A 637-nucleotide genomic window follows, 5' to 3' on the forward strand; every position below is an offset into this window, starting at 1 on the left:
CGATCATCGTCGGGGCCGGGCAGGCCGGGCTCGCGGTGGCCGCCGCGCTGATCGGGTTGGGGTTCCGGCCGCAGCAGGAGTTCGTGGTCGTCGACGCCGCCACGGACCGGCAACGCAGTTGGGCGTCCCGGTGGCATTCGATGCGGCTGCTATCCGACGCCCGCCACAGCACGCTGCCAGTCCGGCCTCTACCGGTGGACCCGCACGAGCACCCGCGGGCGGATGAGATCGCGAACTACCTGGACCAGGTGCAGCACACCCTGGGGGTGGACCCGTTCTGGGGGTTGCGTGTGGTCGGGGTGGAACGCGTCGGTCACGGGTCGGTGCTGCAGCTGCAGACCGCAGAGGGCGACGTGCAGACCCGCAACGTGGTGTGCGCGACCGGCGCCGCCACCCACCCCCGCATCCCTGCGTGGGCGCAGCAGCTGCGGGTGCCCGGGGTGGTGGTGCACAGCGCCCACTACCAATTCCCCCGGCAGGTGCCCACCGGGCGGGTGCTGATCGTCGGCGGCGGAAACAGCGGCGTGCAGCTGGCGCGAGAGCTATCCACCTCCCACGAGGTCACCCTCGCGGTCCGCACCCGGCGCCCGCACCGACCCGCCCGTACCTTCCCCGTCCACGCCCGGGCAGGCTCGTC

At 73.2% G+C, this 637-nt stretch carries 1 protein-coding gene; it reads left to right on the forward strand.

The features are described 5' to 3' along the window. Positions 1–2: 2 nt before the first annotated feature. On the forward strand, positions 3–637 hold a 635-nt coding region (locus DSP71_RS18285; protein ID WP_258546540.1), incomplete at its 3' end, for an NAD(P)-binding domain-containing protein.

This window comes from Microbacterium sp. H6 (assembly GCF_003314775.1).
Classification (GTDB): domain Bacteria; phylum Actinomycetota; class Actinomycetes; order Actinomycetales; family Microbacteriaceae; genus Microbacterium; species Microbacterium oxydans.